The sequence below is a fragment of the Ruegeria sp. D3 genome (assembly GCF_056534465.1).
In genome coordinates this window covers 11,889-38,139 of record NZ_JBQFPK010000016.1, presented here as the reverse complement: position 1 = coordinate 38,139, position 26,251 = coordinate 11,889, and the positions used below count along the sequence as shown (strand labels likewise).

Genomic DNA, 26,251 nt, shown 5'->3' with positions numbered 1-26,251 from the left:
GATCGGAGGATCAGTCATGGAAACACCAAACTTACCGGCCATTCGTGCGCTTCGCCCGGCTTGGAACAAAGGGCGCATCGTTGGGCAAAAACGGCCACTGAAACCAAAACACGTCTGGGCAATCCGTGTTCGACTTGAACTCGCCGAGAACCATCGGGACCTGGCGCTGTTCAATATGGCAATCGACAGCAAACTGCGTGGCTGCGATCTCGTGAAGATGAAAGTCGTCGACGTGATGGCGTCCGGCCAGATCAAGGAACGAGCTTCGGTGTTGCAAAGCAAAACGCAGAAGCCGGTTCGTTTTGAAATCTCCGAAGGCACACGCGCCTCGGTTGAAAAGTGGATGGAAGATGAGCTCATGGTCGGCTCGGAGTACCTATGGCCGGGTCGTTTCCATGAACGCTTGCACATCTCGACACGCCAGTACGCCCGGATCGTCCGGGATTGGGTCACGTCGATCGGTCTGGAGGCCAGTGCATACGGAACGCATTCGATGCGGAGGACAAAAGTCACACAGATCTACAAGAAGACCGGCAACCTGCGGGCGGTCCAGCTGCTACTTGGGCACACCAAGATGGACAGCACCGTCCGGTATCTCGGTGTTGAGCTGGAAGATGCGCTTGCGATCGCAGAGGCCATTGAAATCTAACAACTTGGGCCGTCTTCGCGGACGGCCCAAACAAGACCTTGGCGAAATCTGCGGCGAACAGCGACGAGGAGCCCAGAGCGACGGTCTTCTTGCGGAGCAGGCAAGGACATCGCTTTAAAGTTTCAACTGACACGGCGTATTAGAAAATTCAGAAAAAACTGCCCGTCAATCCTGCGCGGCTCGTAGACAAGCCTTCTTCCTGGCGAAAGTCCTTCGGGCAGTTTGACGCTTATATTGACCTTATAGGGTGTCGCCTGCCCGAAATGCGAACTCAATGTGAAGCGCAATTTCAACTGACCGGAGTCATCGAATTTGCCAGTGAAGTCCCTAAACCAAGGCCCTTCGGCCGCAAAGCCTTGGGCAGATAGCAAGGTCAGCTTGTCTCCATTGCGATTGATGCGCAAGGCTGCAAGTGGCTCGATTTTTCCGGGGAAATAGGCCTTGTCGGGCCGACTGGTTGTTTGCCAATAATCATCGTCCCATCTGCGTCTGATTAAGACAATGTAGTCACCATCAAAAGTCGCGAAAGACGGCGCGACCAACTGATTACAGACTCTTCCTTGCTCTCCTCGAAGTGCGGCAAGAGTTTCACTGGTCTCGAGGCTCTCAGGCGTCAGTCCAAGATTCTCTCTAGCGCTGATATACCGAGAGAAAGCAGATCTCGTGCGTGGGCCCGCAACACCGTCCGCTGTGCCAGCGCTGCAGCCAACGCGATTTAGCTCAGTTTGTATATCACGGATCAGGCTGCGCGTCTCTGTATCATCCTTCGCGCTTTGAGGCGATGTCGGCACAAGAGCTGCTACTTTGTCTCGCGCAGTACTACTGTTGCCCGGCACTTCGTCCTTCTGGTGCTCAGCAAGCAAGTCGTCCCGCAACGAAAGGGCGAGCGCGACTGCAAAATGATCCCTTTCGCCTTCGTATCGCTCCAGAAACATCTCGATCGCATCAAGCCTTCCGAGCGAACGCGCAAGTTCAAAGTCCGCATAAATCTGGTCTTCGACACGCTCAATTTCTTCCTCTGGCGTCGAGCCTGCAGCCGCATCTGGAACAAGAAAAATGTCTCTGGCGGGAAGCGAGCCATAAGTAAATGGCTCCTGATAGCCTTCTGTCAGAGTGTAAACCCTGTCGCGGACTCGCCGAAACAACTTGCCAATCTCAAGTCCGGGTTCCTCGATGTGGTTGAGCAGAGCCTGAGCATAGGGGCTGTTGCGGCCATCGCCGTCAAGCGCCAGCGTTCCGCTCCTTGCAGCATATCCAACCAACACACCTCCCGGATCGATACGTGCAAGTCCGCGTCCAATTGAGCGGGTGCTGTTTGTGCGCTCCATAGTCGCGAGGAATGGATTGTTGCGGCAGGCGTCAACCAACACGATCTTCAAGCCGGGTGCGCCCGCGATGGAGCTAATCAATGTGTTGAGGCGGATTGCCTCGAGTTCGATGTCACGGTCGCTCCGCAGTTCCGCACTGACAGGGATCAGGAAGTTCGTGTTGTCCAACTCGATGCCGTGGCCGGCGAAGTATACGATGACCGACTCGGCGTTTTTTGCCTTTTCTCCAAAGTCACGTATGGCAAGGCGCATGTCGCGGTAATCCAGATCAAGACCTGTTGTGACCTCAAACCCGATCCTGCGCAATGCCTCTGCAATGTCGATCGCATCATTCGACGGGTTTTTGAGATTGCTGACATGTTGGTAGTTCGCATTGCCAATTACCAAGGCAACTTTGTCCGCCAGCACCATCGCAGGCAGAAAACAAAACACAACTGAGAACAGGATACGCTTCATGTGAAATATCGCCGTTAACGCGTCTACCATATGAACGTTTCCACACTTTCGGAATTCAATCAATATGACCGGCGTGGACAAGCTCTAGCTCGGCTTAGGCCGCATAGCGGAGTTCGGGATTGACACGACGAAGGTTCGTTTCCCGCCCATTGCGCCAGTTTCGGCATGGACCATTCATATGAAGTACGAACTCGGAGCCGCCTTGCGGCGGGACAGAAAGATGCTCGCTTGGGAAGCTATCTAAACGTCAGCTTCCGCATTTCCTGCGAGCATGCGTAGCGACTGCAGCGAACTTCCACTTCCCGCGCTTCGTGCCGTACTTCAGCCCCCTACCCGTCCCGATCTAGCTTTAACCAATATCGCGTGTACCGGAGTTCACCCGTTCGGATCAAAGCGCCCTTCTCTACCAGGTTCTGGAGATCCCGCGTTGCTGTGGCGCGCGATGTTCCCGTGATCGAGATATAGTTCTCAGCGCTCAATCCCCCTGTGAACCCATCCGGCCCAGCCTTGAACAAACGGGCGATTACCTTGCTTTGGCGAGTGTTGAACTGATCACGGTACCGATCATAGAAGTGCGTCTTGGAAATAAAGAAACCAACCCGCTCAAGCGTCACCTGCTGTGCTGTAAGGACAGTTTCGGCAAACCAGACGAGCCACGGTGTGACTTCCAGCGTCTTTTGATGGCGTTCGAGTTGGTCGTAGTAAGCCTTCCGCTCTCGCTCGATCGTGAAAGCAAGGGCAATCAGACTTGGCTGACCGATATTCTGGGCCAAGGACTTTTCAGCCAGCGCCCTACCCAACCGGCCATTGCCGTCCTCAAAGGGATGAATGCTCTCGAAATACAGATGGCTCAAACCGGCCCGGATCAGTGCGCGCAATGGTTCGGGACCATCCGGTGCGGTCCGGTTGAACCAGGCTACGAACTGGTCCATTTCAGCCGGAACCTGATGTGAAGGTGGAGCTTCGAAATGCACCGTTGGGCGGTCGAGCCTGCCTGAGACGATTTGCATCGCATCCTCATGGCTCCGGTATGATCCAATCGTTTCCAGATGCCTGTCATGGGACAGAAGCATGTCATGCCACCGAAACAGGGTGTCGTGTGACAGTGGTTCCGAATAGTTGGAATAAACATCCACCATCATTTCAGAAACGCCCTGCTCGCGCGGTTTGGATGGATAGCTGTCGGGAGCCAGTCCAAGATGTCGGCGCAAGGAAGATTGCACGCTGAGACGATCCAGCATCTCACCTTCGATCGCGCTGGTCTTCATTGCTTCTTCGCTTAGCAGGTCGATACGCAATTGATCTCGATCCGATGTGTTCACATGATGAACCGCTCCAAGAACTTCCCCTGAGGACAACAGGAACTGTTGCTCGTATGGTTCGAGTCTTGCGGCGTCGTAACGAAAGGTAGGCCAGTCAGGGTTCTGCCAGTTCCACATCGTGAGGTATAAGCTTCCTTTCTATAACTCACTATTTATGGTTGCGTGATTTATAGAGGTCAATCCTATAGCTCACCTTTTTCAGACCCTTCGATCCAGTCATCACTTGGAGGTGTAATCTGAAAACGGTAAATTTCATCCTGTTTCCCCAAATTTACGTAGCATTGGATGTCCGCGAGAGCATTGCCTTTGGAGACAATTCGCCCTTTTCGATCTTGGCCAGCAACGAAATCAGGTAAGCCCCTGGAGATTGTATGTTCTCAGCACGTTGAAAGATGTATCCGAGAACAATGAAGCGAATAGCTGGGCCAAAAGTTGATTTCATTGCATACCAGGTTTGGCCAAGCCGTAGATACTCGGCGATATCATCCATAAGCCGATCACAGTGGTGCTGATCTTTTGCAAAGCGTAGTTCTGAGCATAGCCGTGGAAAACTGCGCTCCATTTGGTCTGGAGAAACCTGAATCTGAGAAAGCTTTTCTTTCTTAACTTCCGGATTCAAAGAGTCCTCTTTGTGCCCCTCAATTTCACTGTCACTGGCCCTCAAATTTTCTGTATCAGTCTGTGTTATCTCGGAGATTTCCACAGAGATTTCTGCCAACAGCTCGCTGAGTACATTCGCATCTGGTTTGCGACGCAGAGCATTGCGTACGGTGGTCACCAAATCAGAGATCGCGGTGTCATTTGCTACGAGTTCCTTAAGGCGCGCCAGAGCGGCGGAAACTTTGTCACGGAGTACAGTGAACTCGAGAACGCGATCAGCATGCCTCTGGGCTTCCTGAATGAACTCAGCGTGCCGTTCAGACAAAGGCATCAAGGAGAGCCCAGTTGCGGTGACCACCCTGCCCTGGCGATCCCGGCGCGCCCATCGCTTACCGTTTGCGCTCATGACGCGGCGGATAAGTCCAAGGTCCACCAGCGTCGAGATATGACGCTCAACTGTCTGCACGCTGACATGAGTTCGTTTGGCTATCGCCGCGTTGGACGCGAAACAGATGTGATGATCATCCTGGTCCGCAGCAATCTGATCACCGCCCATAAAGGAAACCATCGCTCTCAGGACATTGAGAGTTGTGGATTTTAACCCAAGAGGTTCTCTGGCCTCTTCAACGGCGCGAAGAAGTATCCATTTTTTGGGCGTACTGTTCCCCTGCCCTGCCGTTCCCGACAAGGTCGCTCCAATTGGAGCCAATGCTGTTAGTGTTTTCATGATTATCTATCGGCAGACAAAAATTACCCGTTCGCTCAAGAGCGTTTTTTCTTGTGTGGCGATTCGGGTGCTGCTAGATTCTAGGTGTCTAATCTAAGAATTGCGCTTTGCGCAGCAGCCCTCGAAGCTCCGGTTTCGGGGGTTTTGTTTGTTTGCCTTCCTCCTTTCTGCTCGTCCTCAGTTCTTTTTCTTGGCGTTTACAGCTGTAAACTCAGCGTGTGAGCGCTTAATGATTTCAGCCATGTTTTCGTCCAACCAGCTAGCGAAGCCAGCGTTAGCTCCGGTCCTTTTGACCGAAACAGTTAGTGATCCGTTGGTAGATTTGATTGTAACGCCTTCGATTGGGTTGAGTTCGGCTGCACCTTCTCTTTGTCTTGCACCGCGTTTGGCAGCTGCTTTTAGGAGCATTTCCAGCCGATCATCTGACGACATCGATGGCTCAATGGTTGCAAGAAGATTTGCAGCTTCATCTTCCGCTAGCTTGCCTGCAACGAAGTGCTCTGCAAGCACGGTCCATTTTGGGCGGCCTGATTTTGGGGCTGCGCCGATCATGTCACCAATCTTTGCAGGAACATGTTGCGTAATTTTTGTCAGGTGAGACAGCCCTGATTTCGAAACGTTCAATACTTGCCGCACCGTTGCCGTGTCATGCCCGGAAGTCAGGATCGCCTCGGCGAAACGTGCTTTCTCGTAGAAGGAAAGATTGCGCCTCGCAGCATTCTCAAGCCCTTTGGCGAGAAGCGCTGAAGCATCGTCGATATCCTGAACATTGGCGCGGACTTTAATACCAAGTTCACGACAGGCTTTGAGCCTCCTCCGTCCATAAATTGCCTCGTATCGACCGTCGGATTTCGATCTTCTGACAAGAATGGGAACTTGTTGGCCACCGTCTTGTATACTCGACATCAAGCTTTCAAAACTATCGTCTTCTTCGTCAATGTTTACAGCTGTAAACTCACCGAGCCTATCGGCAGGCCCCCAGTCGTCGATCAGAGCAGGGTCAATTTCCCTGATTGCGGCAAGAGAGCCCTGAAGCGCACCAAGAGCAGGGGCATTGGGTTTTGGAGTTTTATCGATGGCCTTGGGGCCAGAGCGCGCGATGGTGTTTGCGATCCCCGACATCTCCTGAAGCGACTTTCTAGCCATTAGCTGCGTCCCCATGCTTGATGGATCATTTGCTCTACCTCAGAGCCGATCGCATCCATTGAGTTCTTTGCCCGATCATAAGTTGCGCGTGTCATTTCTGACCGCACGACTTCGTAAATTGATTGTTTGAGCATTGTGGCGTCACTGACCGCGGTGCTTTTGAGGGCTGTGGCTGACATAACGCGATCCTGAAACAGTGCCCGCATGAACGAAGCCAGTTGTTGAGACGGTACGTCTGTTGGCTCGTCACGCGTTATCAGGAATTTGAAGTTGTCGTATTCGAGCGTAGCGCCGGCATCTTCAATGACTGCCATGTAAGCACCAGCGAGTTCGAGAAATTGAGCCGTCGAAGACACGTCCAGCATCGAAGGTGTAAGTGGCACAAGCAATGAACTGGCGGCCGCCATCCCAGCAATTGTCAAGAATCCTAGCTGAGGTGGGCTATCAATCAGAACAAGGTCAAAATCTCCTTCCACCTGGGCCAGGGCATTCCGTATTCTTGTAAAGAACGGATGGTCTGGGTTGGAGTGAACGGCAGATTCTGTCTCAAATTCGGAAAGAACAAGCCGTGACGGAGCCACAGAGAGACCGGGGAAGTACGTCGGAAGCACGACGTCCGCCATATCTACCGGATCTTCATATCGAATAGCATCGTAAATCGTCAGCCCGTCAAACTCTATTTCGGGGCTTATGCCGCACATGGATGTAAGAGAGCCTTGAGGATCCAGATCAACAGCCAGCACACGGTAACCGCGAAGCGCAAAATAGTGAGCCAAGTGAATTGTTGTGGTGCTCTTACTGCTGCCGCCTTTGAAGTTCATCAACTGCCAGACTTGGAGCTTTTCTCCTTCAGTCCGGCGAGGGACATAGCGCCCTTTTTTGCGTGAGGTTTTCTCAAGCGTTTCGCGAGCCTCCCAAAGTTCTTGGGCAGTATAGTAACGCCTACCGCTGCGTACGTCATTCGGTTCAGGAATCGTTCCCTCTGCGTGGACTTTGCGCATGAATTGACCTGAGACTCCTAAGAGTTCAGCAGCTTCTGGCGCTGCAAAATTTCGCAGTGATTTGGTGTTGTCGGGGGCAAATGCAGCAAGTAGATGTTCCCGGATAGCCGAGTTTAATCTCTCAGATATTTCCGTGGCGAGTGCCGATGGTCTTTCTGCCGCAAGTGGTGTCACGGGAATCATGTAGTTGCCTCAAATTAAAGAATGTGGTCATTTTTGCGCCACTTGAGATAAACAGCCGTGATTCATAGCACTAAGTCAAGGATTTTCGCCTATATTGTAGGTTTTCCAACGCGGAGGACTACATACGCTTTGCATCAGAGCAGGGTGGTTTACAGTTGTAAACTCGGTTGAGCGGGATCATGGGTTCTTTCAGTCGATGAAGTTCTAACGTAGGCATGCGAAGGCATTCCTGTAAAACTCCTCCCTATGCTCCGCTTTGAGTAGAACGCCTCTAGCATGGAGTTGGAGTGAAGGCCGAACGGCTTTTGGCGCAAATTGCGCAATTGGGAAGGGCAGGGAGCTAGTTGAGCTGATTGGTCAAATTCTCTCACCAACAATTTCGTTATCGAGTTTTCTGCGATACCAACTTCGTAACAATACTTCTGCGCCAGTACGGGAGTACGATGCGGTGAGAATGGCATGGCGATCTGGGTCAGATACACCGAGCTCAGCCCGTGCGCAGAGGAAAACACGCGAACATTCCGGCTAGAGTCAGCCGCTCGCCAATTGCCCAAGAAATGGCATACCGTGAGGGCGGGGTTTCGGGAATTGTGCGCCTGTAAGTTGCGACGGAACACGGAACTGTCCTCGATCCAGTGCAGCTGTGCTTGCGCGGCGCGGCTTTTGACGCAAGTCTCTACCGTCATTGGATTCATATGGGATCACAGACATGATCCGTGTGTTCACGTCCCATTAGCGTCCATAAAACCAGCTTGCTCGAATTAGTGATTTTGGGCTCCTCAATCGTTGAACAGACGGTCTCGTTGGCATATATTGCCAAAAAGGAGGCTTACGCCATGGTAACCCGCAATGTTGTACTTACAGAATCGCAGGATCAACTGGTGCAGAATCTGGTTGCGTCCGGTCGATATCAGAACGCCAGTGAAGCGTTGCGCGCCGGCCTTCGGCTTTTGGAGCGGGAAGAAGCGGGGCTGGAGTCTCTCAAACAAGGCTTGCAGGAGGGTGTAGCGCAGGCTCAGGCCGGAGATTTGGCAGAAGGCAGGGGTTCGGATGCGATCCGTCGTGCCTTTGCAAGGGCACGAGCCAAGGCGTGACCAGACCCTTTCGACTGACACGCCGCGCTGAATCCAGCCTGGTGGAAATTGCCCGATGGACCATCGACAAGTTTGGATCGCATCAAGCCGATCTTTATGAACAAGAACTAATAGCGCGCTGTCAGGCCATCACAGAGGGCAGGGTGGCCAGCCGAAGTTGTTCTATATTGGTCGAAGAGGCGGCGGATCTCAGATATGTGCGCGCAGGAGAGCATTTCCTGGTTTATCTGGATCAGCCGGACGCGGTGATCATTGTTGATATCCTGCATTCCCGTTGCGATCTGCCGCGACATGTTTCCGCGCTGGCCACGTTAACAGATGCGACAGGAAACAAGACATAGGCACAGCAGCCGGAGTTTCCCTCAAGCGGGGATTATTAAATAGTCAGTAACTACTCACCCCAGTAGATCAGTCGCCGGGTTATCCGCGATGTCCACATCGTCGTAGTATTTCTGCGCCTGGGCCATGGAGCGATGCAGGGAGAGGCGCATCGCGGCCTGGATCGGGGCGCCGTCCAGCGCGGCCTGGGTCAGGAAGCCCGAGCGCAGCCCATGGGGGGAAGCGAACCCGTCCGGCAGGCCCGCCAGTTTCGCCCGACGCTTGACGATCTGCGCGATGGCATCCGGGCTGAGGCGGCGGGTTAACACCCGATCGGCTTTTGAAACAGGCCGGAACAAGGGGCCGTCCTGAATCTCACCCACCTCGATCCAATGGGCCAGCGCTTGGGCTGCGCGGCCTTTCAACACCAGCCGCGGCGTTTCACCTTTGGTTGTCGTCTTGGTCTCCAGCAGTGAAATCCAAACCAGGCTTTTCTCGTCGAACTCCTTCAGCGAGACGTCTTCAAACATCAACCCGGTGATCTCCGAGCGCCGTCTACCACCCGAAGCCCAACCCAGCATCAAGATGGCGCGGTCGCGGCAATCCCGCCGGGACCCCCGACAAGTGGACAGCAACTGCTCGAGCACATCGCGGGTAATCGGTTGCTGCGATTTTGGGGCAGGGGGCCGGGCGGCGGCGCGGCGCGCCTTGGCACGGGCCTGCTTCACCTGCGGCGCATCAAAAGGGCTGGTCAGGTTCTTCATTCGATGAAAGGCCAGCCAGGAGGCGATGCGCCGGTCCAGCGTAGAAGGGGCCGGGCAGGCGAGGGACTTGCGTAGCCCTTGCGCGATCAACATCTCGGCACTCTGACGCGCGACATCCTCGGGCGCGGCATCTCCCAGATCGCGGGCGTGATCGAGAATGAAGGCCAGCGCTGTGGCCTCGCTCTCGGGCCAGTCCAACGGCACTCCGAACCGTGCTGCCTTCCAGGCCGTTACATAGAGCAAATCGCGCTCATAGGCCCTGAGCGTGTTGGCGGGTGTGCCGCGGACATAGAGATCGGTCAGGGCGTCCTGGTCAGACTGCGACAGGGCAGGGGAGGGGGCGGGGAGATAGGGCTCAGGGGTGCTCATACGGCCCACTCTGCGCCCATTTTCCCGCAAAATCAATTATACTTGATAAGCGATACTTATCGAGTGTAACTTGAAACTGATAGCGCAACAAAAGTAACGAGCAAAAGTAACAGATTTTGCGCGTAAAGTAGGTAGAGGGCTTGCGGAATAATAAAATCGGAGGTTCTGTCGCAGGTCTGTAAACCAATTGGCATCGACATTGCGCTGGAACCGTTGGCAAACTAAATGAAATGAACAGATATTTTGCCACTGAATTGCCTTTCTGGAAGTTTGCCAGAAACACGCTGATCGTCAGTTGCCTTGCGTTGTTTCCGCTGTTGGCCATCTTCGTTTTGCGCACGCCGGGCTTTGCGACGCACCTCCTGAACAGTGGTCCCGCGTTTGTTCGGTTTTTGCGTCAGGTGGTGACGAATGGGTTGCCGGTCGTTTTCCTTTTAAATTATCTCAGCTTTTTTCTTTTCGCCGTTGGGGTAAGGGCGCGGGGCAGGGGGGCCATCCCGGCCCGGTATCTGCTAATTGACCTGCTGCTACGGGCCGTCCTGTTCATCGCGCTGCACGCGCTGATCTACGCGCTTTCGGCAGACTGGTTCGGGTCTTTCGGCGGTGATCCCGTAGTGGCGTTGCGGGTAGTCGGTCCGACGCTGGTACGCTCCGCCTACTTCGAGAACATCTCAGGCGTTTACCTGTACGCCACGCTGGTCGGAGCGCTGCCGCTATACCTATCCGTCGTTCAGAGCCAGATCGCCCACGGTACTGGATTTGCAGCCCAACTGGCACGTCGCGTACCTGGGCGCGGCGGACCTGTGACATTGGCCCTGCTACTGATGGCGGTGTCAGTGGTCGTTCTGACCACCGCGGCGGCGCTGATTGTCCGTTTACAGTCGGTTTGGGGCTGAAGGGTCAGAACGCCCTGCGTATCGCGAAGGAGACTGCGTAATCGCGTTCAAGCTGGGGCCCATCCAGATCTTGATACACAGGGATCACGCCCTCGATACCCAGGCGCGTGCCCGCCAAAACGCCCGACCCCGGCACAAGGTAATTCACTCCGATTCCGATACTCAGAAACTGGCCGCCGCGCAGGGTCGGATCAGCGGTGGGCACCATGCCTGGGTTCAGGCGCGCATCCGACCCGTCAATGTTTTCCACGATGTCGCCGACCACCCGCAACGAGGAGCTGAACTGGTCATTCCAGCGCCGTGCACCCCAAACTGTTGCTGAATAGACGTCACCCAAGGTGTAACCGGCATCATTCTCACCCATCCGGATCACGGCGGCCAGCTGGGCGCCCCAAGACCAATCCGCGTTCTGGCCCGTATAGGTGACGCCCGGCAGCAGGTCGTAGGTGCCTGAACCCAGTTGCATGGGGTAGGGCAGCAGCTGGTCCGGCCCAGCTGGCGTGGTGTCGGTCTCGTCTATCGAGCCAGTCGGCAGACTGAGGCCAAGAGATAGTTCCAGCACCTGCCCGTCGGATTTGTAGATATCATATCCGCCGATGATCTTCAGATCGCCAAACCCCTGTGCCCTGGTCTTAAAGGTCTGGCCCATGCGGGTCTGGTGCTTCATCGTCTTGCGGGTATAGGGCAGCATCGCCATCACCGAGATCTCGTCGGTCACACCGTACATCAGGCCGACCATCGCCATGTTCATGCTCATGCTGAGCGGCGCGATCGGATACTGCGACAGAACGTTCGAGGTAGACAGCGACTGCGTTCCGGTACGATTTCCGTCCATCTCCATGTTCATGTAAGAGAACACAGGCATCAAAACACCCTCGGGTGGATGCATACCGCCAACGACACCCGTTGGCGGCACCGCGTCGGGGCGCATCATCCTGGACATGCTTCCCATACCTGACATGTTGCTGGAGGCTTGCGGGTTCATCGCCACGTTGTCAGCCGGACGGGTTTCCGGTTGGGCCATGGCAGTTGACCCAAGGCTCAGCCCCCCAGCCAGTATTACAGCCTGGAGGCGTTGCCAGACGCACGTAATCTTGCTGTTGCTCCGTGTCATGATGCCCTCGTGTTCGTTTGTTTCCTGAGTCCCTGCCCTGAAAACAAAGTGTTCGGTACGTCCATCGGTGAAGTCGAAATGGTGGGGGTCTCCAGCGCTGGAAGGTCAAGGCCGCCGGCCAGATTTGCGCTCGTCAAGCATGCATCAGCCGAAGGGGGTGCGGCAATAATGCGCTTGACCCTCCAGCGCTGGATTGTCGGACAAGGCCGCAAAACCGGAAATCCGGAGGGATTGGAATGATACCGGAAATCGGGCAGTTCGCCCTGGCGCTTGCCCTGGCCGTGTCCTTGGTGCAAAGCGTATTTCCCTTGATTGGAGCAGCACGGAACAATGTCATGTGGATGCGATCGGCATCTGCGACCTCGGTCCTACTGACAGCGCTGGTTGCTATCGCCTTCGCCGCTCTGATGTGGTCCTTCGTGGTCAGCGATTTCACTGTGCTAAATGTGGCCAGCAATTCTCATTCGCTGAAACCGATGCTTTTCAAGGTGGCTGCGACCTGGGGTAGCCACGAAGGGTCGCTGCTGTTGTGGATTCTGATATTGGTGATTTTCGGGCTGGGTGTGTCTCTGTTGGCTCGGAACATCCCACTGAAACTCAAGGCGCGCACTCTGGCAGTGCAGGCCTGGATCAGCGCGGGGTTCCTGTCATTCATGCTGTTCACCTCGAACCCGTTTGACCGGGTGTTTCCGGCACCGCTGGATGGTCAGGATTTAAATCCGCTGTTGCAGGATGTCGGCCTGGCTATGCACCCGCCGTTCCTATACCTGGGTTACGTCGGCTTCTCTATCGTATTTTCTTTCGCCGTGGCTGCCCTGATTGAGGGGCGGGTCGATCCGGCATGGGCGCGGTGGGTCCGACCCTGGACATTGGCGGCCTGGGTGTTTCTGACACTTGGTATCGTTCTGGGCAGCTGGTGGGCCTATTACGAACTGGGTTGGGGCGGCTGGTGGTTCTGGGATCCGGTCGAGAATGTCTCGTTTATGCCCTGGCTTGCTGGCACAGCGCTGTTCCATTCGGCCATTGTGACCGAAAAGCGCGGCAGCTTCAAAAGTTGGACGATCCTACTGGCCGTTTTGACCTTCTCGTTGTCCTTGTTGGGGACATTCATTGTCCGCTCAGGCTTGCTTACATCGGTCCATGCGTTTTCGGTCGATCCCGAACGCGGCATTTACATCTTGGCGCTGTTGGCTGTCGCGATCGGTGGTTCATTGACGCTGTTTGCCATACGCGCACCGGAGATGGAGGGCGGCGGTCTTTTTGCCCCGATCAGCCGCGAGGCCGGTTTGCTTATTAACAACCTGCTGCTGGCCACCGCAACGGCGACGGTTCTATTCGGTACGCTTTATCCGCTTTTGCTTGAGGCTGTGACAGGTGAAAAGATTTCGGTTGGACCACCTTATTACAACGCCAGTTTCGTGCCGATCATGCTGGTTCTAGTCGTTGTAATGGGGATTGGGCCGCTGTTGTCATGGAAGCGGGCGGATTTGCGCGGTGTTCTGTCCCGGCTCAAATGGGTGGCCGGGGTTAGCCTGCTCGTAGCGTTGCTTGTGTGGTATCTGGATACCGGCGGCCCAGCCTTGGCGGTAGTGTCGATCGGCCTTGCGGTTTGGTTGCTGGGCGCTGTGCTGACAGAGTGGGCCAGCCGAATTAAGCTGGGTGAGGCACCGTTGGCCGAGTCCCTGCGTCGGGCCCGCAGCCTACCGCGTTCTCATTACGGCATGGTCGTGGCCCATGCGGGGTTGGCTGTCTGTATGATCGGCTTTATCGGGTCCAGCGCTTGGAAATCCGAGGTCGTGACTTTTGCCGAGCCCGGAACACAGATTGAGATAGCAGGGTTCGACGTGCGTTTTGACGGTGTGGAACAGCTTCGCGGTCCGAACTATCTGTCTCGCGCGGCCACACTGACGGTATTTCGCGATGGCGCTTATGTCACCACGCTTCAACCCGAGCGCAGGGCCTATCTCGTGGCGGGTACCAGTACGACCGAGTCAGCAATTCGAACGACGTTGGCAGGGGACCTTTACGCCTCAATATCGGAACCGGCGGCGGAATCAGAACAGAGCAAATGGACCCTGCGTATCTTGTATGAGCCATTGGTGGTCTGGATCTGGATAGGTTCAGGATTGTTAGCATTTGGTGGTGTCTTGTCACTCTCCGATCGGCGTCTACGCGTCGGTGCACCACGAAAACGGACTGGGCAGAGCTCCGTTGCGGTGGCGGCGGAGTAGGGCAATGAAACGTCTATTTGCACTGTTCCCAATTACGATTGCCGGCATCCTGGGTGCCTTCCTGCTATGGGGACTGAATCCCGATCGCGATCCAAACGAAATCCCGTCTGTTTTGATCTCGCAGCCGGTGCCTGAGTTCGACTTGCCGCCGGTCGAAGGGCTGGATACCCACGGGCTGTCCAGTACCGATCTGGTGGAAAATGACGGGTCAGCTCCGATCGTGGTCAACGTGTTTGCGTCCTGGTGCGTGCCCTGCCGGGCCGAACATGCGGTGCTGACGCGTATGGTACGCGATGAGGGCATTCGCCTGATGGGCATTAACTACAAAGACAAGCCGCAGGACGCGCGGAAATGGCTCGACGATCTGGGCAACCCTTATGAGCGCATCGGTTCCGACCTGGACGGCCGAGCCGGGATCGAATGGGGGATTTCCGGCGTGCCGGAGACCTTTGTGATTGATGGCGCGGGCAAGGTCGTATTCCGTTTTGTCGGCCCGGTGCTGGGCGACGAGGCAATTTCAAAGATGCGCACCGCGCTGGATCAGGCGCGGGCGGCCGGAGGAGAGGCGTCATGATACGTCGCATTGTAATTACCGCGGTCACTCTGGCGATGCTGGTGTCGCAGCCGGCATTCGCGGTTGAGCCCGACGAGATACTTGCAGATCCGGTATTGGAAGAGCGGGCCCGGGCGATTTCGAAACAGGTGCGATGCGTGGTGTGCCAGAACCAAGACATCGACAGTTCTAACGCTGGCGTGGCGCGCGACCTTCGTCTGCTTGTGCGCGAACGGCTGGTGGCAGGCGACACGGACCAGCAGGTTATGGACTTTCTGGTTGCGCGTTATGGCGACTATGTTCTGTTCAACCCGCCATGGAAGCCATCAACTTACATTCTGTGGGTTGCGCCTATCGTCATCCTGGGGCTGGGTGGTATCGCGACTGCAGCGGTATTGACCCAAAATGCGCGCCGATATCGGAAGTCGCGAAAACAAGAGACGGAACGCGGCGCGAGCGAAGAACGGAATCCCGAAAACCATTCACTCACGGAGCCGCACGCATGATCTGGATTATCTTTTCATTCATGGCCGTGGCGGTGTTTCTGACGCTCGCCCTCTCCGGCCTGGGGCGCAAGACCTCGGACTTGTCGAGACGCGAAAGCGCCTCTGCCATCTTTTCCGACCAGATCGGCGAAGTGGAGAAGGACCTGGAACGAGGAATTATCTCAGCCGAAGAGGCCAAGGCCGCCAGAGCCGAGATAGAACGTCGCCTGAAGGCGATTGACCGGCAATCGGACGACAAAGCGATAATGGGCCATTCCGGGCGTGCGCTGATTTTACTTGCCGCGCTGGTAGTTCCAGCGCTCGGAGCCGGTCTTTATTGGCAACTGGGTAGTCCCTACATCCCCAGCCAGCCATTTGCCCAACGCGAGGGGGAGCAGGCCGAAGCCCGTGAAATCGCCGACCTTGCCGTGCGCCTGAAGTCGCGGCTTGAGGCGGATGAAACCGGCGGGCCAACCGAGGGATGGGTGTTGTTGGCTCAGACCTATATGCGTATGGGACGCTTTGGAGATGCCGCAGACGCGTTCGAGGGGTTGCTGGACCGACCCAATGCGAATTCAGCGCTGGTGTCGCAATATGGCGAGGCGTTGGTCTATGCCGATGACGGTGTCGTTACGCCCAAGGCCGATCGGGCGTTTGAACGAGCCTTGGAACTGGACCCATCGAACCCAGCAGCGACATTCTACAAAGCCATTGGTCTGGAGCAGGCTGGATCGCCTGATAAGGCCTATGACCTACTGAAGACGCGGATGGACGCCGAAGAGGAGTTCCGGCCATGGATGGAGAGTTTTGTGGCCCAGCTTAACCGCATCGCCCCGTCGATCGGACGGGCTCCGGTGAATCTGGCGGCTTTTGCCCCTTCCATGCCCGGCCCAACTGCCGATCAGGTGGCGGCGGCCGAGGAGATGTCAGACGAAGACCGGCAGGCCTTCATCCGCTCGATGGTCGAACGGCTTGCGAGCCGGATGCAGGAAAACCCAGGCGATCTGGACGGCTGGATGCGGCTGGGCAACGCCTATTCGGTGCTGGGCGAGACCGACGGCGCCCGGAACGCCTATGGCAGGGCAAGGGATCTGGCGGATGACCTGCCGCAGGGGGATCCGCGCAAGGTGGCAATCGACCGGGCATTGCTGGAACTGGGGGGTTGATTCCCGCAGCCCGGCGTGGATCGGGCCGGCGCCGACTTCGCGCTGATGCCCAGTGAGCCATCTGGAAAATTCCGGTTTAGGCTATCGCATGCCGATCTTTAGGAGGTTGAGACCATGAAAGTTGAAACGTTTTCTGATCTAATTGTCTGGACGCGGGAAATGCATCATTGGCTCGCCGAATGTTTGGCCCACTGTTCGACACAGTCAGAGCAGGAGCTGGCCAGGATGTTGCTTACCTACCTCGCCGATCATGAGGCTGCTCTGGAGAAAATCGTCGATGGTTTCGTGAAACGAGCCGATCCCAAAGCGCTCAACACCTGGGTATATGACTATTTGGGCAATGAGCCGATCGACCCACATCGCGCCTGCGACAGGCCGTTCGCACAGATGAGCGTCGATGAGATCTGCGAAGCGGTCTTCGATCTTCACAATCAGGTGATCGACTTATATCGGTATTTGCACGGGCGTGCCGAGATACCCGAGGCACGCGAACTCTTTCAGGCGATACTGGATATGGAAGAGCACGAGACCATGCGTTTAGCGCAGCAGAGCAACCGCGTCCGGGATATGTGAACTCCGGGGTCAGGATCCGCTTTCCACGGCTCCGCCCGCAATCGGCGCGGCCTGTTCCATCGCGTCGAGAATGGCGTTCGTGGTCAAGATCTCTGGCAGGGCGATGCCTTCGGGGGCCGACGGGCCGTAGACGATGTTGAAGGGGATCCCGAACCGTCCATTGTCCTCAAGGAAACGGGCGATCACATCGTCGGGGCGGGTCCAGTCGGCCTGCATCGGAATTGCTTTGTCCGATTGCAGTGTTGCCAGAACCTCGCCGCGTTCCAGCACCAGCGCTTTGTTGGCCTTGCAGGTCAGACACCAGTCGGCTGTGACATCGACGAAAACCACCTCGCCGCGCGACACAAGGCGGGCGATTTCGGGGCGGCTGAAGGTAATCCAAGGGATCTCTCCGGCTGGTTCAAGCAGCCTGGACCGGTCTTTGCCGGCAATCGCAACCGGTGCGGCAAACGCTGCGGTCAGCGTCAGCAACAGGGCTGTCCAGCGCAAAACGGGTGGCATCATCGTACTTTTCCAGATCAACAGGACCAGAACAGTTGCAGCCAGCACGGTAGCAGTTGCAGCAGTGTCTCCGGCCACCCCGACCATCACCCAGACCAACCAGCCGATCGTGGTCAGCAGTGCCGCCGACAGGGCCCATTTTAATCCCACCATCCAACGCCCCGGTTTAGGCAGAGCGGCGGTAAGTTTCGGGTGCACTGCAACCAGCAGGTAAGGAATGGCCAGCCCGACCCCCATTGCGGTGAAGATCGCCACGATATCCACCGGTCGGCCGGTCAGGGCAAAGGCCACCGCCGTGCCGAGGAAGGGGGCCGAGCAGGGCGTCGCCAGAACTGCTGAGAAGGCTCCGGTCAGGAAATCCCCGACCAGCGACACGCGGCCCTTTTCGACATGGGCAAGCCGGGTGTTCAGCGACTGCGGCAGCGTGATCTCGAACAAGCCCGCGAGGCTGGTTGCAAAAACCGCCAGCACCACGATCATCACCGCAAGGAAAAGCGGATTCTGGAACTGGATGCCCCAGCCGACGGAATAGCCCAGCGACCGCGCCGCAATGGTGATAGCCGCCAACAGCCACATGAATGTCAGGATTCCGGCTGCCGAAGCCAGGAACCCGGCGCGAATCTGAGCCGCAGAGCGGTCGCGAGCCTTTACCGCCGAGGAAAGCTTGATCGAAAGCACTGGCAGTACGCAGGGCATGACATTCAGAATCAACCCGCCGCCCACCGCCAGCAAAATGATCCAGACCAGCGCGCTGGCTGAAGTTTCGGCGGCCGCGATCTCATATGGTGGCGGGGTAGGGGGAGCGTCGGTACGGGGCGAAAACTCGGCCACGCGGTTGGTGTCGGTAACCGTGACGGACAAGGCGGGGGGGTCCTGTGCCAGAGCGAGGACCGGGAACTGCACCCATAGCTGACGCCTGTCGCCAGCGAGCCGGATGTCGGGTGCACCAAACGCGGTGTCACGTCCCATGTCGGGAAAGACATCAGGCGCATCAAAGGGCAGGTCGCTGGTGAAATTCAGCGTCAGCATCTCGGACTCGGTATCCAGGGTCGCGGCGTCGGACTTCATTCCGCTTGTGTTTCCCGTGGTTGGCACCCGCGACAGAAAGGCATTTATAAGCCGGGCCGAGTCCTGATCCCGACCCGTTCCCTGAGTCAGCGACAAGTCCAGCGAAAACTCGACCGGCACACAGATATCGGAACAGATCAGCGTTGTCACAGCGGCCTTCAAGTCAACTGGCGCTCCGGGGTTCTCGAGTGTGACGGTCAGCGGAAAGACCACTTCGTCCTTGTACCCGAAATTCTCGATCCCGAAGGCGCGAAAACGGATCGGCGCGGGCCAGTGAAACTGTACGTCGCTGACGTTTTGCGAGCCGTTCCAAGTGATCTTGGGCGGAATTCCCACCTCACCAGGCGACTTCCAGTAGGTTTTCCAATCTTCGCCCAGTTTCAGATGCAGTCCTGCAGTGATCGTCTTGACGTCAGGCGCGATCCCGTCCTGCGCGGTAATTATGTGTGCGACCAGGGGCTCTGATTCATACGCTTGGGATGTAGCTGCAAGGCTTGTCCCGGCGGAAGTCTGGCCAAAGATTAACCCCAAGATCATAATACATAAATTTAGGAGTGTTCTTGCCATTGCGCGTTGCCATCGGTTGTTTTGCACCCGTCTCTGCCAGATTCCAGCGCTGGAGGGTCAACGAGCCGGAATGTCACATCCCCACGATCAGCTCACGAAACCTTCGCGCCCGTCTTCGCAGATGAAATAGGCCCCGCCATCCGCGCCCTCCCATTGAACCCGGCAACCTTGGGGCAGGGCGTATTCAGGCTGCGGCGGTTGCAGCGGGCATAGTTTAGGGCGTGGTGCGCAAGCCGCCAGCGAAAGAGCGGCCAGCGACATGGCGGCCAACCTTGAGCACCAAAGCTTCATGATTGAAGATTATTGCCGGTGTACTGGGTTCGGTCCGACCGCGGCGTCTGTTGCCTTTGGTCTTTCCGATTCAGATTTGTTCGAATGACAGGATTTTTCCATCGCCTTGTGCATAAAGAAATGGGCTCCGAGGCACAGGATCAACGGTGCGAAAAGACCCAAGGAGTCAGAAAGCCCACCAACCGTCCCGCCGGCGATCAAGTAGAGAGCGATCGGCGTTATCATGGCAATGCAACATACCATCATGCCCCATTTCATTATCTTGCCGCCGCTAACCGGTACTGACGCCTGCGGCGCGTTTGCAGTCTGTTTTTCTTTCACATTCAACTCCAAAATTTGGATTGGAGACCTCTGCTAACGCCTTCCCACGATGGAAGGTCAAGCTGTTTTGGCGCGAAGCGAATTTGACGCTGTCAAACCAGTCCAGCATTTGCTTGGGCCTTACTTGGTGCATAGACACGGCCGGAACAGGGAAGTTTTTAGGGGTATGAACAGCAGGCATTGTCGTCCCGACGCCTGGTGAAGTTTCAGGTTAAACACGAAGCTGCCTAGGTCACTTTAAGCCTTGAAAACTCGCGGGTGGGTCGAAGCGATATCGAACGAATAATTGAATGGACAAATCTTCCCCCGTCGCGGATTGTCTAATCCCCTGGGTACTAACTCCAGACACCAACCAGCCAATAGGAGCGCTATCAATGCTGACCAGACGACATTTTGTTGCAGCCTCGCTCGCCATTTTCTCTCAGCCGGTTTTTGGAGTGACGTCGGCGGCGGCCTCGCAATGGTCGGAGTGGGATGCGCAAGTAACTCCAGCCAATTTTGATCCCGCAACATCCAATCCCTGGGGTTTACACCCACGTTTCCTGCCTCAGCGTGTGCAAACCAATCGACCACTTACTCCGGGTGACATTCATGTCGACGCGGTGGCACGATATCTGTATTTCATCGAAGACGGTGGCACAGCAATGCGTTACGGCGTAGCCATTGCCCGAGGCAATCTTTACGAGCCCGGAGTCTACACGATCAAGCGAAAGGCCAAATGGCCGCGTTGGACTCCTACAGCCGAAATGATTGAGCGCGACCCTGATGAATATGCGCAATTCGCAGATGGTGTGCCCGGTGGGCCGACAAACCCATTGGGATCAAGGGCGTTTTATCTGTTCGAAGGTGGTCGCGACACATACCTGCGAATTCACGGAACGCCTTATCCAAGATCTATCGGAGGTCGCGCAAGTTCTGGCTGCGTAAGGATGGCGATGCCACATATCATCGGGCTTTATGATCGTGTCAGGCCAGGGTCCACGGCTCATCTCTACCCTCCCGAGCGGCTTCTGACCGCGACCAGCTGACAGGCGCTTGTCAGGCGCGCGTACAGATTGGGCGCCCTTCAATAGTCCTAAGTGGTAGGTAGGTTGTTTCAACTGGCCCAACATAGCGATACCAATAGCAACCGTCCTCAGGCATGATTTTCACTGCGTTCAGGTCCTGGCCCGGAGCAGCAATCTGGGCTACGGCGTCAGGAACTTGGGAAAGCGTTCCGGGCTCGCTATCTGCAGATATTGACGTTGTTTCGGTACAAGCGCCGATGAACAAAAGTGCGGCCAGTGCTTGGAAAGCTTTCCTGAAGGACATGGTGTTTAGTCCACTGTGATTGTCATTTGTAGTGCCTGCTACCCTCGCATCGACGGGTGATCACATCAATTCACCAAGAACTAAGCAATTGTTAGCGTTGCTTTTTTGTGTTCGGTTGATTCAAGAAAGTCAGGTTTTGCTTAAAGCAGCCTGGAGTTACGTCCAAGAAAAATTGCTTTTCCACAATGACTTGATGATTTGGGTCCGCCTTCTAAGGAAATATCCCTGCGCCAACGGCAACGACAATTCAGACGAGACATCCCATATGAAATGTCATTTGCGTGTTGACCTTCCAGCGCAGGAACCGGGCATACGAGTTATTTGAGTCGGAAAAAAAGAATAAACTTTGGGATGGCAGGCATGAAACGGAGCAAAGAAGGAAAGGTTGTTACGCGACGTGGAGTGATTGCCGCGTTTGCTGCGACGACGCTTTTTCCAGCACCGGCCGTTTGGGCCCAATCAACGGCAACTGAGGGGACGCGCCGCAATGTTTCCTCATTCCGCGTTGCTAAATGGCAGGACCACTTTGATACGCTTAAGAATGGTGTGATCCTGTCCGATACACAGTCCAAGGTCCTGCAATATTGGTCGGAAGACGAAAGCGTCTACCGAATGTATCCAACCAGCGTACCGCTGACGGAAGACCTTACAAGGCTGGGCTACACCACAGTTACTCGCAAGGTCGAAGGGCCGTCTTGGCGACCGACACCAGCAATGAAAAAGCGCAACCCCGCTTGGCCCGATTATGTGGGCCCGGGTCCGGAGAATCCTCTGGGGACACATGCACTTTATTTGAGCTGGCAATACTACCGGATCCACGGCACCAACGACACGCGCAAGATCGGGAGAAGATCCTCCAACGGCTGCATTGGCTTGTACAACGAGCAGATTGCGGAATTGTTCGAACTGGCCACTGTGGGCACTCAGGTAAAACTGATCTGACCTTGGTCAGGCCGATTTTTTTTGCGCGCGTTGAACCTAAGAACTGACAATCATGTGAAGAACAGAGATGGATAAACTTACACTCTTGATCGGCGGAGTAGTGATCGCAGGCGCCGCCGCGTTCGTCTACAACTTAAATCAGCAACCAACAGGTCACTCGATGACGCCGCCCGATACGTCAGCACTGGAGCAAGGAGACCCAATCGAAAACGTCACTCTGCCGGACCAGCTAAGCGAATTTGCGGCCGTCGGCAAAGTGGCATTCGACGCCAAATGCTCGGCGTGCCATGGCGCGAATGCAACAGGTCTGGAAGGCCTTGCACCACCTTTGGTGCATAAAATCTATGAACCAAGCCACCATTCGGACGAGTCATTTTATGTGGCAGTCCAGAATGGAGTTCGGGCACACCATTGGAAGTTCGGCAATATGCCGCCGGTCGATGGCTTGACCCGTGCGGATGTGAAGGGCATCGTGGCGTATATCAGAGAGCTGCAGCAGGAAAACGGGATTTTCTGAAGGTGACGAGCCGAATGGGCAGTGCAATTCGTTACATCATACTGTCAATGGTGCTGACCATTGGCGGGCTGCTTGTGACGGCCGATTCTGCTCATGCACATGGCAGTGGTTCTCAGCACGTGATTGACCAAACGGACTCCGCGGACGTTGAGCATGTCAAGCAGGGTCATCCCGGACATTGTCATGGCGGAACGATTTGCAACGCTGTTGGTCTATTTTCGATGGGTCCACCACCGCCTGGCCCCCAAGATACTGAACAAAGATACTCGATCCCTCGAGCCCAATACCGGGTTCTCGGTATCGCGGCGTTTGACCCACCACCGCCGCGTGTCCTGATCTGACCAGTCGAATTGCGCTCAACCTGGGCGCGTCGAAGCAGACGACAAGGACAAAACAATGAACATTCTGAAAATGACCACAGGCGTTGCCCTGGTTTCTCTGTTTGCAGCCGCCGCCCTGGCGCATGGTGGCGCAACCGGCATCGTCAAAGAACGCATGGATGGTATGTCCGCGATGAAGGACAGCATGAAGATCCTTACGCCGATGATGCAGGGGAAAACGCCCTACAATGCGCAAACGGTACGAAGCGAGGCCAAGAAAATCGGGCGTCACGCTGGCGAGAGCATGACAAAGCTGTTTCCAGAGGGATCTGATGGCAAACCCTCGGAGGCCAAATCGGAGATCTGGCAGGATTGGGGTTCATTTGCAGAGTTAGCCAGGCAGTTGGAATCCTACTCTGAAGGCCTTGTGCTTGCGGCGGACAACGGGTTGATGATGTCCGGGTCGGGCCATGGTTCGGGCATGATGGGCGGCGCATCCATGATGGGTGGCGGTTCTATGATGGGTGCCGGAATGATGGGCGGCAGTCCAAACCAGGCACAACTTTCTGAAATGCCGGCAGATGGTGTGTTCATGATGCTGAGCCAGACATGCTCGGCGTGTCACACGCAATTTCGGTCGGAATAGGAATGCGTCATGAGACCGATATTCCGATTGGGCCTTGCTGCCGCCGTAGCGGCGTCAGCGGGACTTGTTGCTGTGATGGCTTGGCCGATTGGCCAGCCCTTACAAGCTCTCGACATTCAGGGTGACGTTAACCGCGGGGCGTATCTGGCAAGGGCAAGTGGTTGTATCGCTTGCCACACAGATTTTGCCAAAGGGGGCGCGGCCTTGGCCGGTGGGGTGGAGTTGGATACCCCGTTCGGCACGCTCTTTTCGCCGAACCTGACCACAGATCCCGATCACGGGATCGGTGATTGGACAATCGAGGAGTTCGCCCGCGCGGTGCGTCAAGGCGTATCACCCGGCGGACAACCCTATTACCCGGCCTTTCCTTATCCATTCTATGCCAATTTCACGGATCAGGACATCGCCGATCTCTGGGCCGCATGGCAAACAGTTCCACCGGTAGCGGAACCGTCAAAAGAACAGGAAATGGCGTTCCCCTTCAATCAGAGATGGGGCCTGAAGCTGTGGCGCGCGGCTTTTCTGGAACCACCCCGCACTGATCCCGTGCCGGGCAATGACGAAGTGTGGAACCGGGGCCGGCTACTGGTCGAAGGTGCCACACATTGTGCGGCCTGCCACACCGGGAGGAACCTGGCTGGCGCAAGAAATTCGGACACGGAACACTTCAAGGGAAGTGACTCTCTGCCGGGCGGTGACAAGGCACCGGCCATCGACTTTGAGACCCTGCAAAAGCGTGGTTGGACGGTAGATGATTTGGCCTACGCGTTGCGCACCGGCGTCATGCCTGATGGCGATGTCTTCGGCGGCGCCATGGGAGAGGTCGTAAACTATGGCACCAGCTTTCTGACAGACGAAGACCGGAAGGCAATGGCGACCTATCTGCTGGATGTGCACGACGGGGGGTAATCGAGTGAGAGATCAAATTTTCTTTGGAGGGAAGTCCTCATGAAGCTCAATCGCAGGCAATTCGTTGCAGGCACGTCGGCACTAATCGCAGTGCCGACTATCGGGAGGGCGGCTACCGCCCCCCGAATAATCGAGGCGCGTTCAGGATTGGCACGTGTTGCCCCCGACAGCTATCCTGAAACCGAGATATGGGGATATGATGGCGGTGTTCCGGGCCCCGAAATTCGTGCCCGGCAGGGCGAAACGGTTCGCCGGACACTCCTGAACTCACTGCCTCAGCCTACGGCAATCCATTGGCATGGACTGCGGGTTCCAAACAACATGGATGGGGTGCCGGGTCTTACACAGGAGGCTGTACCAACAAGCGGCGAGTTTCAGTATGACTTGCCTCTGAAGGATGCAGGAACCTTCTGGTACCACTCTCATAACCAGTCAACGGAACAAGTGGCCAGGGGCCTTTACGGCGCGTTCATCGTCGACGAAATGGACCCGCCGGACACGGATCATGACATTACGATCCTGCTGGATGACTGGAGGTTGGGTCAGGACGCCCAAATCGTCGATGATTTCGGCGCGATGCATGACTGGACGCATGCAGGCCGAATGGGAAACTACGTTCACGCACACATATCGCCCATGACAGAAGTTCTGACAAACCAGCGTTTGCGACTTCGAATGGTCAACGTGGCAACTGATCGGATCATGTATGTCTCAGTAGGTGGCGCAAACGGGAAACTGGTCGCTTATGATGGCATGCCTGTAAGGCAGCCAGAGGATTTTGAAACCCTTGTTTTTGGGCCTGCACAGCGAGCAGACTTAATTGTTGATGTCACAGCGGAATCGAACGAAGCCGTTCAAATAACTCTTCACGAACGCGATGAATCGTTTGTCATTGCTGAAATCCCGGTTTCGGGAAGCGGTGCATCCGCAAACCGCGGTGCAATAGAAGCCCTGCCACCCAACCCTGTTTCCTTTCTCGAAGATGTTTCTGACGCTTTGACAATCCCATTAGTGATGGAAGGCGGGGCGATGGGCGGACTGCGTCAAGGCACTTTTAACGGCCAGGTCATGAGCACCAATGAATTGGTTCAGGAAGGGCAGATCTGGACATTCAACGGTGTCGCCGGGTTACCTGAAAACCCCCTTGCTGCCGTTTCGCGTGGCGACATAGTCCGGATTCAGATGCAGAACGACACCGTCTTTCCGCACGCTATGCACTTGCACGGGACGCACTTTCAGGAAGTTCTGCCAAACGGCAACCTAGGGCCGCTGCGGGACACAATCCTGGTTGACCGGATAGAAAAGCGGGAGATTGCGTTCGTTGCGGATAACCCGGGGGATTGGCTGTTTCATTGCCATATGCTGTCGCATCAGGCCGCTGGTATGAAGACCTGGCTGAGCGTGGCATGATGAACAAGAGTTCGGCGAAATGGGTGTCACTGGCTGCTGTAGTGATCATTGTCGCGGTCGCTGGCTGGGGCCTGAGTGGGCGTGCGCAGAACAGTGCATCAGCGGATTCGGCACGTGGTGCAGTTTTGTACGCCGAAAACTGCGCGTCATGCCACGGGGCAAATTTGGAGGGTCAGCAGGATTGGCAAACACCTGATCCGGATGGCGTCTTGCGGGCGCCCCCGCATGACCGAACCGGGCATACCTGGCATCACGGCGACAAGCTGTTGTTCGACTATACAAAGTTTGGCGGGGACCAAACTTTGAAACAGATGGGTGTCGCTGACGTCAAAAGCGGCATGCCAGGCTTCGGGGACACTCTGTCGGATCAGGATATCTGGGACATCCTCGCCTTCATCAAGGAGAGTTGGCCGGATCGGGAACGCAAGCTGCAAGAGCAACGCACCGAAGCAGAACAAACGGAAGGAAACTGA

27 protein-coding genes are annotated in these 26,251 nt (G+C 56.0%); 17 read left to right on the top strand and 10 right to left on the bottom strand.

Going from position 1 to position 26,251, the window contains the following annotated elements:
* Nucleotides 1-16: 16 nt before the first annotated feature.
* A complete protein-coding gene (locus ACR0DX_RS19335) occupies nucleotides 17-649 on the top strand; it encodes a tyrosine-type recombinase/integrase (RefSeq protein WP_093037018.1) in 633 nt (210 codons plus the stop codon).
* A gap of 122 nt (nucleotides 650-771) precedes the next feature.
* Here the strand turns inward: ACR0DX_RS19335 and ACR0DX_RS19330 are convergent, their stop codons facing one another.
* From ACR0DX_RS19330 to repA, 5 genes are all read right to left on the bottom strand, one after another.
* Nucleotides 772-2,433, bottom strand: coding sequence for a caspase family protein (locus ACR0DX_RS19330; RefSeq protein WP_170417841.1), 1,662 nt, complete (start codon nucleotides 2,431-2,433; stop codon nucleotides 772-774).
* A 329-nt stretch (nucleotides 2,434-2,762) separates the two neighbouring features.
* Nucleotides 2,763-3,872, bottom strand: coding sequence for a Fic family protein (locus ACR0DX_RS19325; RefSeq protein WP_170417844.1), 1,110 nt, complete (start codon nucleotides 3,870-3,872; stop codon nucleotides 2,763-2,765).
* Nucleotides 3,873-4,026: 154 nt separating this feature from the next.
* A complete protein-coding gene (locus tag ACR0DX_RS19320; RefSeq protein WP_170417847.1) occupies nucleotides 4,027-5,082 on the bottom strand; it encodes a helix-turn-helix domain-containing protein in 1,056 nt (351 codons plus the stop codon).
* A 177-nt stretch (nucleotides 5,083-5,259) separates the two neighbouring features.
* On the bottom strand, nucleotides 5,260-6,228 hold the full coding sequence (gene repB / locus ACR0DX_RS19315; RefSeq protein WP_170417850.1) for a plasmid partitioning protein RepB: 969 nt from the start codon (nucleotides 6,226-6,228) through the stop codon (nucleotides 5,260-5,262).
* Nucleotides 6,228-7,412: a plasmid partitioning protein RepA gene (gene repA / locus ACR0DX_RS19310; protein ID WP_170417853.1), complete on the bottom strand. Its 1,185-nt coding sequence runs from the start codon at nucleotides 7,410-7,412 to the stop codon at nucleotides 6,228-6,230. Before repA ends, repB begins: the two co-directional genes overlap by 1 nt.
* 836 nt (nucleotides 7,413-8,248) lie before the next feature.
* Between repA and ACR0DX_RS19305 the strand changes: the two genes are divergently transcribed.
* On the top strand, nucleotides 8,249-8,506 hold the full coding sequence (locus ACR0DX_RS19305; protein ID WP_170417856.1) for a type II toxin-antitoxin system ParD family antitoxin: 258 nt from the start codon (nucleotides 8,249-8,251) through the stop codon (nucleotides 8,504-8,506).
* Nucleotides 8,503-8,847 (top strand): type II toxin-antitoxin system RelE/ParE family toxin, encoded by a 345-nt coding sequence (locus ACR0DX_RS19300; protein WP_170417859.1) that lies wholly within the window; start codon nucleotides 8,503-8,505, stop codon nucleotides 8,845-8,847. Before ACR0DX_RS19305 ends, ACR0DX_RS19300 begins: the two co-directional genes overlap by 4 nt.
* Nucleotides 8,848-8,901: 54 nt before the next feature.
* On the opposite strand, the gene ACR0DX_RS19295 is transcribed toward ACR0DX_RS19300, so the two are convergent.
* Complete coding sequence (locus ACR0DX_RS19295; RefSeq protein WP_480847108.1) at nucleotides 8,902-9,831, bottom strand: tyrosine-type recombinase/integrase; 930 nt, start codon at nucleotides 9,829-9,831, stop codon at nucleotides 8,902-8,904.
* 356 nt (nucleotides 9,832-10,187) lie between these two features.
* On the opposite strand from ACR0DX_RS19295, the gene ACR0DX_RS19290 reads away from it, so the two are divergent.
* Entirely contained in the window at nucleotides 10,188-10,853 is a 666-nt protein-coding gene (locus ACR0DX_RS19290) for a hypothetical protein (protein ID WP_050605729.1), read from the top strand.
* 4 nt (nucleotides 10,854-10,857) lie between these two features.
* Here ACR0DX_RS19290 and ACR0DX_RS19285 read toward each other — a convergent pair whose 3' ends face one another.
* Nucleotides 10,858-11,967 (bottom strand): transporter, encoded by a 1,110-nt coding sequence (locus ACR0DX_RS19285; RefSeq protein WP_170417865.1) that lies wholly within the window; start codon nucleotides 11,965-11,967, stop codon nucleotides 10,858-10,860.
* A 236-nt stretch (nucleotides 11,968-12,203) separates the two neighbouring features.
* On the opposite strand from ACR0DX_RS19285, the gene ACR0DX_RS19280 reads away from it, so the two are divergent.
* The 5 genes from ACR0DX_RS19280 (at nucleotide 12,204) to ACR0DX_RS19260 (ending at nucleotide 16,975) form a co-directional block, all read left to right on the top strand.
* The gene (locus ACR0DX_RS19280) at nucleotides 12,204-14,198 is read left to right on the top strand and encodes a heme lyase CcmF/NrfE family subunit (protein WP_170417870.1); all 1,995 of its coding nucleotides are present in this window, start codon (nucleotides 12,204-12,206) and stop codon (nucleotides 14,196-14,198) included.
* Nucleotides 14,199-14,202: 4 nt separating this feature from the next.
* Nucleotides 14,203-14,772, top strand: a complete 570-nt coding sequence (locus tag ACR0DX_RS19275) for a DsbE family thiol:disulfide interchange protein (protein WP_170417873.1) — start codon at nucleotides 14,203-14,205, stop codon at nucleotides 14,770-14,772.
* The gene (locus ACR0DX_RS19270) at nucleotides 14,769-15,257 is read left to right on the top strand and encodes a cytochrome c-type biogenesis protein (RefSeq protein ID WP_170417876.1); all 489 of its coding nucleotides are present in this window, start codon (nucleotides 14,769-14,771) and stop codon (nucleotides 15,255-15,257) included. Before ACR0DX_RS19275 ends, ACR0DX_RS19270 begins: the two co-directional genes overlap by 4 nt.
* Nucleotides 15,254-16,402: a c-type cytochrome biogenesis protein CcmI gene (gene ccmI, locus ACR0DX_RS19265; RefSeq protein ID WP_170417878.1), complete on the top strand. Its 1,149-nt coding sequence runs from the start codon at nucleotides 15,254-15,256 to the stop codon at nucleotides 16,400-16,402. Before ACR0DX_RS19270 ends, ccmI begins: the two co-directional genes overlap by 4 nt.
* Nucleotides 16,403-16,516: 114 nt before the next feature.
* Nucleotides 16,517-16,975 carry an ATPase gene (locus ACR0DX_RS19260; protein WP_170417881.1) on the top strand — a complete coding sequence of 153 codons (459 nt, stop codon included), beginning with the start codon at nucleotides 16,517-16,519 and terminating at the stop codon, nucleotides 16,973-16,975.
* A gap of 9 nt (nucleotides 16,976-16,984) precedes the next feature.
* Here the strand turns inward: ACR0DX_RS19260 and ACR0DX_RS19255 are convergent, their stop codons facing one another.
* The 3 genes from ACR0DX_RS19255 to ACR0DX_RS19245 all read right to left on the bottom strand — a co-directional run bounded on the left by ACR0DX_RS19255 (nucleotide 16,985) and on the right by ACR0DX_RS19245 (nucleotide 19,723).
* Nucleotides 16,985-19,081, bottom strand: a complete 2,097-nt coding sequence (locus ACR0DX_RS19255) for a protein-disulfide reductase DsbD family protein (RefSeq protein WP_170418009.1) — start codon at nucleotides 19,079-19,081, stop codon at nucleotides 16,985-16,987.
* Nucleotides 19,082-19,198: 117 nt separating this feature from the next.
* A complete protein-coding gene (locus ACR0DX_RS19250) occupies nucleotides 19,199-19,372 on the bottom strand; it encodes a hypothetical protein (RefSeq protein WP_170417885.1) in 174 nt (57 codons plus the stop codon).
* Between the two features lie 39 nt (nucleotides 19,373-19,411).
* Nucleotides 19,412-19,723, bottom strand: coding sequence for a DUF2933 domain-containing protein (locus tag ACR0DX_RS19245; RefSeq protein WP_255612174.1), 312 nt, complete (start codon nucleotides 19,721-19,723; stop codon nucleotides 19,412-19,414).
* A 374-nt stretch (nucleotides 19,724-20,097) separates the two neighbouring features.
* Between ACR0DX_RS19245 and ACR0DX_RS19240 the strand changes: the two genes are divergently transcribed.
* The 8 genes from ACR0DX_RS19240 (at nucleotide 20,098) to ACR0DX_RS19205 (ending at nucleotide 26,251) form a co-directional block, all read left to right on the top strand.
* A complete protein-coding gene (locus tag ACR0DX_RS19240; RefSeq protein WP_050605720.1) occupies nucleotides 20,098-20,751 on the top strand; it encodes a L,D-transpeptidase in 654 nt (217 codons plus the stop codon).
* A 634-nt stretch (nucleotides 20,752-21,385) separates the two neighbouring features.
* Nucleotides 21,386-21,976 (top strand): L,D-transpeptidase, encoded by a 591-nt coding sequence (locus ACR0DX_RS19235; protein ID WP_170417888.1) that lies wholly within the window; start codon nucleotides 21,386-21,388, stop codon nucleotides 21,974-21,976.
* A 67-nt stretch (nucleotides 21,977-22,043) separates the two neighbouring features.
* Entirely contained in the window at nucleotides 22,044-22,493 is a 450-nt protein-coding gene (locus ACR0DX_RS19230; RefSeq protein WP_170417891.1) for a c-type cytochrome, read from the top strand.
* A 183-nt stretch (nucleotides 22,494-22,676) separates the two neighbouring features.
* Nucleotides 22,677-22,829 (top strand): hypothetical protein, encoded by a 153-nt coding sequence (locus ACR0DX_RS19225; RefSeq protein WP_170746572.1) that lies wholly within the window; start codon nucleotides 22,677-22,679, stop codon nucleotides 22,827-22,829.
* Nucleotides 22,830-22,889: 60 nt separating this feature from the next.
* On the top strand, nucleotides 22,890-23,459 hold the full coding sequence (locus ACR0DX_RS19220) for a c-type cytochrome (protein ID WP_170417895.1): 570 nt from the start codon (nucleotides 22,890-22,892) through the stop codon (nucleotides 23,457-23,459).
* A 9-nt stretch (nucleotides 23,460-23,468) separates the two neighbouring features.
* Nucleotides 23,469-24,368, top strand: coding sequence for a c-type cytochrome (locus ACR0DX_RS19215; RefSeq protein WP_170417899.1), 900 nt, complete (start codon nucleotides 23,469-23,471; stop codon nucleotides 24,366-24,368).
* 39 nt (nucleotides 24,369-24,407) lie between these two features.
* The gene (locus tag ACR0DX_RS19210; protein ID WP_170417903.1) at nucleotides 24,408-25,778 is read left to right on the top strand and encodes a multicopper oxidase family protein; all 1,371 of its coding nucleotides are present in this window, start codon (nucleotides 24,408-24,410) and stop codon (nucleotides 25,776-25,778) included.
* Nucleotides 25,778-26,251 (top strand): c-type cytochrome, encoded by a 474-nt coding sequence (locus tag ACR0DX_RS19205; RefSeq protein WP_170418019.1) that lies wholly within the window; start codon nucleotides 25,778-25,780, stop codon nucleotides 26,249-26,251. The genes ACR0DX_RS19210 and ACR0DX_RS19205 overlap by 1 nt, the downstream gene beginning before the upstream one ends.